Raw genomic sequence first — 5,089 nt, 5'->3', positions numbered from 1 at the left:
AGGCGAGCACGGTGTCGCTGGTCGAGGTATCGCTGTCGACCGTGATGCAGTTGAAGGTGCCCTTGTTCGCTTCCGCCAGCAAGTGCTGGAGAAAGGCGGGCTCGACCGCGGCATCGGTGAAGATATAACCGAGCATGGTCGCCATGTCGGGCGCGATCATGCCCGAGCCCTTGACGATCCCGGCGAGCGTCACCGTCTTCCCGCCGACCACCGCGGTCGCCAGTGCCCCCTTGTTGAACGTGTCGGTGGTGCCGATCGTGGCGGCGGCTTCTTCCCAGCTGCAGGGCTCGGCTTCGAGCACCCTGGCAACGCCTTCGCGCGCCTTGTCCTTGGGCAGCGGCACGCCGATCACGCCGGTCGAGGATACGAACACTTCGGACGGCGCGCAGCCAAGATGTTCGGCCACCTGGTCCATGATCTGCTCGACCGCCTCGCGCCCGCGATAGCCGGTGAAGGCGTTGGAGTTCCCGGCATTGACCACCAGCGCCCGGGCGCTGCCCGCCTTGACCTGTTCGCGGCCCAGCTCGACCTCGCTCGAGCAGCAGACATTCCGGGTGAACACGCCGGCCACGCTCGTGCCTTCGGCGAGTTCGGCATAGGTCAAGTCGCAGCGGCCCCAATCCTTGTATCCCGCGTGCGCAATGCGCAGCGTCACGCCCGCGATCGGCGGAATGTCGGGGAAGGGCAGTGCAAGCGGCGATTTCTCAAGTTCCATGGGCGCTGCCTCTAGAAACAATCGCGCATCAGGTAAACGCGGTTTCAAGGTGGACGAATGCCGGGCGAGCGCTTATCTGGCACCCATCATGCTGCGCAAACTGTTCACCCTGCTGGCGATCGTATCGGGCCTGACCGCGATGGCGGCCCCTGCCGAGGCGCGGATTGCCGCACTCGCCGATGCCCGGGTCGAGCTGGCGAGCCAGGGCGTCGCCAAATGCCGGGTTTACCAGGCGGAACTTGGCAAGAAATCCGCCACCAGCAAGGCGAAGCCCAGATCGGCGGTCCTGCGTTGCTCCCTAAGAGCGGTGGTCTTGCAGGTCCCGACAGTCCAGCTCGGGGTCGATCGCGCGCGCGAATAGCGCCTGATGCCCATCCATCAGCGTTGAAGCACTGCCGCGCCACGAGCGCCGGCGGTCGACCATCTCACAAGTTCCAGACTGACAGGAAACGCCCATGCTCGGCGCCATTGCCAAAACGATTTTCGGCTCGTCCAACGACCGTTACGTCAAATCGCTCGACAAGATCGTTCACACGATCAACGCACTCGAACCACAAATCCAGGCCTTCACCGACGAAGAGCTGAAGGCGCAGACGCAAAAGTTCCGCGACCAGCTCGCGGAAGGAAAGTCGCTCGACGACATCCTGCCCGAGGCCTTCGCCACGGTCCGCGAGGCTTCGATCCGCGTCCTCGGCATGCGCCATTTCGACGTCCAGATGGTCGGCGGGATCGTGCTCCACCGCGGCGAGATCGCCGAAATGAAGACCGGCGAGGGCAAGACGCTGGTTGCCACGCTCGCGGTCTATCTCAATGCCATCGAAGGCAAGGGCGTGCATGTCGTGACGGTCAACGATTACCTCGCCCGCCGCGACGCCGAATGGATGGGCCAGATTTACAGGTTTCTCGGCCTCACGGTCGGCGTGATCGTGCCGAATATGGGCGAGGCGATGCGGCGCGAGGCCTATGCTGCGGACATCACCTACGCGACCAATAACGAGCTCGGTTTCGATTACCTGCGCGACAACATGAAGCACGAGCGCCGCCAGATGGTGCAGCGTCCGTTCAATTTCGCGATAGTCGACGAGGTCGACTCGATCCTTATCGACGAAGCGCGGACCCCGCTGATCATCTCCGGCCCGACCGAGGACAAGAGCGAACTCTATGTTGCGATCGACAAGATCGTGAAGGTGATCCCCGAGGAGTGGTACGAAAAGGACGAAAAGACCCGGCAGGTCACCCTGACCGAGGATGGCACCGAGGAAATCGAGAAGCTTCTGATCGCCGAAGGGCTGCTGGCGACCGACAATCTCTACGATGTCGAGAACACCCAGGTCGTCCATCACCTCGACCAGGCGATGAGAGCCATCATCATGTTCAGGCGCGATACCGACTATATCGTGAAAGAGAACAAGGTCATTATCATCGACGAATTCACCGGGCGGATGATGGAAGGACGGCGCTGGTCGAACGGCCTCCACCAGGCGGTCGAGGCCAAGGAGGGCGTCAAGATCGAGCCCGAGAACCAGACCCTGGCCTCGATCACCTTCCAGAACTATTTCCGGATGTATCCCAAGCTCGCCGGGATGACCGGCACCGCCGCGACCGAAGCGGCGGAATTCTTCGATATCTACAAGCTCAACGTGGTCGAAATCCCGACCAATGTCCCGGTCGCGCGGATCGACGAGGAAGACGAGTTCTACAAGAACACGAAGGACAAGTTCGGAGCGATCGCCAAATCGATCAAGGAAAAGAACCGGATCGGCCAGCCGGTGCTGGTCGGCACGGTCTCGATCGAAAAATCCGAGATGCTCTCCGAATTTTTGAAGAAGGAGGGCGTGAAGCACAACGTCCTCAACGCCCGTTTTCACGAAATGGAAGCGCGTATCGTGGCCCAGGCCGGGCGGCTCGGCGCGGTGACGATCGCCACCAACATGGCTGGTCGCGGGACCGACATCCAGCTGGGCGGCAATCTCGACTTCCGGATCGAGGACGAGCTCAAGGACATCCCGCAGGACGATCCCAAGCGGCAGTTGGAAATCGACCGGATCAAGGCCGAAATCGAGGCCGAAAAGAAGAAGGTGCTCGAAGCCGGCGGGCTGTTTGTGCTCGGCACCGAACGCCACGAAAGCCGCCGGATCGACAACCAGCTGCGCGGCCGCTCGGGCCGCCAGGGGGACCCCGGCCTGTCGCGCTTCTATCTCTGCCTCGAGGACGATTTGCTGCGCATTTTCGGTTCGGACACGCTGTTTTCGCGGATGATGAATTCGAACCTCGCCGATGGCGAGGCGATCGGCTCGAAATGGCTCTCCAAGGCGATCGAGACCGCGCAGAAGAAGGTCGAGGCGCGCAATTACGAGATCCGCAAGCAGGTCGTCGAATACGACAACGTGATGAACGACCAGCGCAAGGTAATCTACGAACAGCGCGCGGAGATCATGGACAGCGAAGCGGTCGACGATGTGGTGATCGATATGCGCCATGACGCGGCCAACTCGGTAGTGTTCGAGAATTGCCCGCCGGGTTCCTATCCGGAACAATGGAATGTCGAAGGCCTCAAGCAGCGGATCGAGGAAGTGTTCGGCCTGCGTCCGCCGATCGACCAGTGGATGACCGAAGAGGAGCTCGATCCCGAGCTCATTGAGCAGCGGATCATCGAACAATCCGACGCGGTCATGGCAAAGAAGGTCGGCGAGGCCGAAGCGGGGGTTTGGCGGCAGGTCGAGAAGCAGGTCCTGCTCGACCGGCTCGATCATCACTGGAAGGAACACCTCGCCACGCTCGACGCGCTGCGCCAGGTCGTCGGCCTGCGCGGCTATGCCCAGAAGCAGCCGATCAACGAATACAAGCGGGAAGCGTTCGGCCTGTTCGAGCGTATGCTCGAAGTGCTGCGCGAGGATGTCACCCGCATCCTGATGACCAGCCAGCTGCGCATCGCGCCGCCGCCAAGGGAAACATTGCCCGAACTGCCTGCCTTCCTCACCGGCCATGTCGATCCCTTCACCGGCGACGACGACAGCAATGACGGCGACGGATCGTATGGGCGCGAAGCGCTGTTCGGCTCGCTGGCCGGTTCGCCGCGCGCGGCGGTCGGCCCGGGCGGATCGGTAACGGACAATCCCTACAAGGACATGCGGATCAGCCGGAACGCGCCGTGCCCCTGCGGTTCGGGCAACAAATACAAGCATTGTCACGGCGCGGCGGAGTGAGTGCAAATTCCCTCTCCTGGCCTGTGCCCCCCCTCTCGAAGGTAAGCCGTCATTGCGAGCATTGGCGGCGGGCGCCTAATCTTCTATGACGCGGCACACGCGCCAGCTGGCGGCGGACGGGGAGACCAGACAAGGTGCGTTGTAAGAAATGTGGTGCCGAGGTTCCGGTCCTTCGGGAATTTTGCCATATCTGCGGGGCGCCGACCGATCCCGGTCTGCGCGAGAGCGAGCACCAGCTGGGCCGGCGCCAGCGCACGGATGGTGAGCCGAAGAGCAACCGCAAGGGCTTCGTGATCGCCGCTGCCGTTCTGTTCGGACTGGGGATGGTGGGCAACAGCTGGTTCAACCTGGACTTCGATTCCGATGACCGCCCCGGAATGGTCGATCGGGGCGAGCAGCGCGGCGCGGTGACTATCGAGGCGGATCAATTGTACCAGGCCTATCGCGATGACCCTTTGGGATCGAACGAACGGTTTGGCGGGCGCGAAATGGTAGTCAGCGGCGAATTCGTGCGCATCGTGCCCGACGGCTACGGCAGCCTCGACCTGCGCCTCAAAACCTCCGATCCGGAAGCGGAGCTCGGCGTCGACCTCGCCCAACTTGCGATCGAGGATGGCAAGAAACTGCTTCCCGGCCAGCGCGTGACCGTCAGCTGCCAGCGGATGGGCCAGGGCGGCGACGAATTGTGGGTACAGGATTGCGCGATCCAGCCGACCGCGGAAACCCGCGCCGTGCCCGACGCGTCCGCGATTGCGCCTGAAACCGCCTCAGGCCCTACGGCTCCGGCTTCGCCCGCGGGACCCGCGGCCGGGGATAGCTTGGAGTAGGGTGACGAGGCAGCAGACGGTTGCAGTTGCCGCAATTGTAACGCCTGTTATGGTTCTCGCCTGCAAGGGAGAGGGCCATTGAGGATCACGCTGCTCGATCTACCGCGGTGCCAGGTGGGTGAAGGCCCCGTCTGGGATGTCGCCGAGCAGGCGCTCTATTACATCGATATCCTCGAAAAGAAGGTCTTTCGCTGGGATCCGGCGAGCGGCGATCTTCGAACATGGGCGGTACCCGACATGATCGGTTCGATGGCGCTCCGGGAACAAGGCGGCGCGATCGTCGCGCTGGTGAGCGGCGTCCATGTGCTCGATTTCGAGAGCGGCGCGGTCGAGCCGTTCGC

The 5,089-nt window shown here is 62.8% G+C and carries 5 protein-coding genes; 4 read left to right on the top strand and 1 reads right to left on the bottom strand.

The features are described 5' to 3' along the window. Positions 1-715 (bottom strand): bifunctional ornithine acetyltransferase/N-acetylglutamate synthase (locus tag AC16XC_RS04730; RefSeq protein WP_484033492.1); only part of this gene is annotated, 715 nt, incomplete at its 3' end. 88 nt (positions 716-803) lie between these two features. Between AC16XC_RS04730 and AC16XC_RS04725 the strand changes: the two genes are divergently transcribed. The 4 genes from AC16XC_RS04725 to AC16XC_RS04710 form a co-directional block, all read left to right on the top strand. After that, positions 804-1,076 carry a hypothetical protein gene (locus AC16XC_RS04725; protein WP_484033491.1) on the top strand — a complete coding sequence of 91 codons (273 nt, stop codon included), beginning with the start codon at positions 804-806 and terminating at the stop codon, positions 1,074-1,076. 94 nt (positions 1,077-1,170) lie between these two features. Then, complete coding sequence (secA, locus tag AC16XC_RS04720) at positions 1,171-3,921, top strand: preprotein translocase subunit SecA (RefSeq protein ID WP_484033490.1); 2,751 nt, start codon at positions 1,171-1,173, stop codon at positions 3,919-3,921. Between the two features lie 134 nt (positions 3,922-4,055). After that, positions 4,056-4,748, top strand: a complete 693-nt coding sequence (locus AC16XC_RS04715) for a hypothetical protein (protein WP_484033489.1) — start codon at positions 4,056-4,058, stop codon at positions 4,746-4,748. A 114-nt stretch (positions 4,749-4,862) separates the two neighbouring features. Then, the coding region (locus AC16XC_RS04710) for an SMP-30/gluconolactonase/LRE family protein (protein WP_484033488.1) at positions 4,863-5,089 on the top strand (227 nt) is incomplete at its 3' end.

This window comes from Candidatus Andeanibacterium sp., from assembly GCF_057143545.1.
Note: the sequence above shows the minus strand (reverse complement) of the source record. Positions and strands in the feature narration are given on the sequence as shown.

Coding starts and splice junctions, on each gene's coding strand:
- AC16XC_RS04725 (WP_484033491.1), top strand. CDS start 804: ATGCTGCGCAAACTGTTCACCCTGCTGGCGATCGTATCGGGCCTGACC.
- secA (WP_484033490.1), top strand. CDS start 1,171: ATGCTCGGCGCCATTGCCAAAACGATTTTCGGCTCGTCCAACGACCGT.